At 71.8% G+C, this 3781-nt stretch carries 3 protein-coding genes; all 3 read left to right on the forward strand.

Translation table 11 applies throughout. The annotated features are described in order from the left end of the window. The coding region (locus tag TA90_RS01280) for an amino acid--tRNA ligase-related protein (RefSeq protein ID WP_043534216.1) at positions 1-563 on the forward strand (563 nt) is incomplete at its 5' end. A gap of 4 nt (positions 564-567) precedes the next feature. Continuing rightward, entirely contained in the window at positions 568-1512 is a 945-nt protein-coding gene (locus tag TA90_RS01285; protein WP_052450351.1) for a PfkB family carbohydrate kinase, read from the forward strand. Positions 1513-1728: 216 nt separating this feature from the next. Beyond that, a partial coding sequence (locus tag TA90_RS01290) for an FtsK/SpoIIIE family DNA translocase (RefSeq protein WP_043534217.1) occupies positions 1729-3781 on the forward strand: 2053 nt, incomplete at its 3' end.

The raw sequence follows: 3781 nt of genomic DNA on the forward strand, positions 1-3781 counted from the left end.
ACTGGCCCGTGGTGACGGTGCACGAGGCGGTGTCCCGGGCCGTGGGGCGGACCGTCACCCCCGACACCCCCGTCGGGGAGCTCACGGACCTGTGCCATGGGCACGGCATCGACCTCCCCGCAGTGTCCGACGAGGGCGCCCTCGTGGGTGCCCTCTACGACGCCCTGGTCGAGGCCCGCACCGTCCACCCGACCTTCTACACGGACTTCCCGAAGTCCTCCTCGCCGTTGACCCGCGCCCACCGCCGGGACCCGCGCCTCGCGGAGAGGTGGGACCTGGTGGCCTTCGGCACGGAGCTGGGCACCGCGTACACCGAGCTCACCGACCCCGTCGACCAGAGGGAGCGTTTCACCGAGCAGTCCCTGGCCGCAGCTGCGGGGGACCCGGAGGCGATGAGCATCGACAACGACTTCCTCGACGACCTCGAGCTGGGTCTCACCCCCACCGGTGGCCTCGGCATCGGGATGGACCGGATGGTCATGCTCCTGACGGGGACGACGATCCGTCAGGTCCTGGCCTTCCCCTTCGTGCGTCCGGTGTCGCACGGGCGCGGGGTACGGTGAGGTCATGACCGGCCGATTCATCTCGACGCACTCGGTGCTCCTCTCCCTGCCGCTCCACATCGACCGGCTCCCCGAACGGGGTGCCTCGGTGCGTGCCGACACGGCGACCTCCACACCCGGCGGAGGGTTCACGACCCTCTCCACGGTCTCCGCGCAGGGTGTGCACGCCGCGCTCGCCTCCCCACTGGGGACCGGCCCGAACTCCTTCACGGTGCGCCAGCAGCTCATCGACGCCGGTGTGGAGATCCTCACCGACGAGCTCGTCGGTGACATCGGCGTGGCGGTGCTGCTGGTCGAGGCCGACGGTTCGACCACCTCGATCGTCACCTCCGGGGTGGAGTCGGAGCCCTCGCGCCAGGCGCTGGACTCGATCCCACTGGTGCCCGGTGACGTCATCCACATCGCGGGGGCGGACCTCACCTCCCAGGTGGGTGCCGAGGTGCTCGCCAGCTGGGGGGCGGAACTGCCCGACTCGGTGACCCTGGTGGTCGCGGTCTCCCCGGCCGTCGACGAGGTCCCCGTGTGGGCCTGGGGGTCGCTGCTGCGCCGCGCCGACGTCCTCACCATGAACATCCGCGAGGCGGCACTGCTCGGACGCGCACTCACCGACGCGGGCCACGGGACGGGGATCCGCGACGTCCTGCGCCCCGACGCCGCCATGGTGCGTCGCCTGGGTGTGATGGGCTGCGAGGTCCAGGTCAGCCAGGGGGAGCCGCGCGTCCAGATCCCGGCCTTCACCTCGGAGGTGGTGGACACCACCGGTGTCGGGGACACGCATGTGGCCACCATGTGCGCCGCGCTGCTGCAGGGGTTCGACCTGGTCGAGGCCTGTCGGCGTGCCAACGCCGCCTCGGCGGTGACGATCTCCCACGAGTCGGCACTGCCCGTGCCCACGTCGGAACAGGTCCAGCGCGTCCTCGAGGTCGGCCGGGTCACCTACTCCTACTGACCCGCGAGGTCCGCTCTGTTCCGCCCCTGAGGTCCGCTCAGTTCCAGGGTCGAGGTCCGCCCTCGTCGGGAGCACCCCCGTCCCGGCCGCGTGACCCCGGTCCCGGTCCGCTCCGATCCTGTCGCGCTCCGCGTCGCGTGCCACAGGTGGCGGTCCGGTCACGGGCGGCGTGGTCGTTTCGTCGGGGCGGGGATGCGCGGGTAGCGTCGGAGCACCATGGCACAGAGGACCCCAGCCAAGAAGCCCCGCCGGGCACAGACGGGCGGGCACTCCCGCACGTCCACTGCGGAGACCCCGGCGCGCCCGGGACTCCTCGCGCGGACCTTCGCCGCGATCGGTCGCGCCGCCCGTTCCGCCCTCACCCAGTGGCGGGAGACGGACCCCCAGGTCAAGCGGGACTCCCTCGCCTTCCTCTGCGTGGCTGCGGCCGTCGTGGTCGCACTGCGGGAGTGGTTCAGGATCTCCGGCCAGGCGGGCGTCTTCATCCACATGGCCTCCGCCGGTCTCGTCGGGATCTTCTCCGTGGTCGTGCCCCTGGCCCTCGTGGGTCTGGCGGTCGAGCTCGTCCGTGCGCGGTCCGGCACCCATGCCCTGCCCCACCACATCGCGGGGGGAGTGGGGGTCGTCGTCGCCCTGACGGGTCTGGTCCACATCAGCGCGGGGAACCCGCCGCTGCACCCCTTCGACGCACTGCTCGGCGCAGGCGGGCTGATCGGTTGGTTCTTCGCGCGACCCCTGACGAACCTCCTGTCCCCCTGGGGGGCCGGTGCCTTGATGGTCCTCCTCCTGGCCTACTCCGTGCTCGTCGCCACCCGGACCCGCGTCGCCGAGGTCCCCGGACGGCTGTCCGGCCTGTGGGCGCGGCTGCGGGGCCGCGCCTCTGCGGACGCGACTGGGGAGCCCTCCGCCAGGGACGCCCGGCGCGCCGCCCGTGAGGAGGCCCGGCGCCAACTCGCCGCCGGGGACGACCCGTTCCTCGACTCCTACGACGCCGACGAGGCCTTCCGCCGTGCCCATGACACGGCCACGGACACCGATGCGACCACGCAGTGGGAGGACCCGGACCAGGCGCCGTCCCTGGACCCGACCGAGGACGCGCCCTCGTCCGCGACGGAGGGTGCGACCACGGTCCTGGCGGCGTCCACCGCCCACGACGCGGCGTCCACCGGCCCCGACGCGCCCACCGAGGCCCTGTCCACGGTGCCCTCCGGTCCCCCCGCCCCGCCGACCACGCAGCTCCCCGAGGACTCCTTCCAGCCCGAGCTCGACGAGGCGATCTCCTACACCCTGCCCGAGGAGTCACTGCTCGTGCGCGGGGCGCCGCACAAGACGCGCTCCGCGGTCAACGACCACGTCGTCGAGGCCCTCCAGCAGGTGCTCTCCGAGTTCAACGTCGACGCGCACGTCACCGGCTTCTCCCGCGGGCCGACGGTCACCCGCTACGAGGTCACCCTGGGCCCGGGCGTCAAGGTCGAACGCATCACCGCACTGTCCAAGAACATCGCCTACGCGGTGGCCAGTGCGGACGTGCGCATCCTCTCGCCCATCCCCGGCAAGTCCGCCATCGGCATCGAGATCCCCAACTCCGACCGCGAGACGGTGGCCCTGGGCGACGTCCTCAGGTCGGGTGCGGCCAAGCGCAACCACCACCCCCTGGTCGTCGGCGTCGGCAAGGACGTCGAGGGCGGCTACGTCGTCACGAACCTCGCCAAGACCCCCCACCTCCTGGTCGCCGGCCAGACCGGGTCCGGCAAGTCGAGCTTCATCAACTCGATGATCACCTCGATCATGATGCGGGCCACCCCCCAACAGGTGCGCATGATCCTCGTGGACCCCAAGCGCGTGGAACTCACCGTCTACGAGGGCATCCCGCACCTGATCTCCCCGATCATCACCGACCCCAAGAAGGCCGCGGAGGCCCTGGAGTGGGTGGTCAAGGAGATGGAGGCCCGCTACGACGACCTCGCGACCTACGGCTTCAAGCACGTCGACGACTTCAACAAGGCCGTCTCCTCCGGCCAGGTGAAGGCCCTCCCGGGCCTGAACCGGACCCTCCATCCCTACCCGTACCTCCTCGTCGTGGTCGACGAGCTGGCGGACATGATGATGGTGGCCCCGCGCGACGTGGAGGCCTCCGTCCAGCGCATCACGCAGCTGGCGCGCGCCGCCGGGATCCACCTGGTCCTCGCCACGCAGCGGCCCTCCGTGGACGTCGTCACCGGGCTCATCAAGGCGAACGTGCCCTCCCGGCTCGCCTTCGCGACCTCCT

Source organism: Actinomyces polynesiensis (assembly GCF_000820725.1).
GTDB classification, from domain to species: Bacteria; Actinomycetota; Actinomycetes; order Actinomycetales; family Actinomycetaceae; genus Pauljensenia; species Pauljensenia polynesiensis.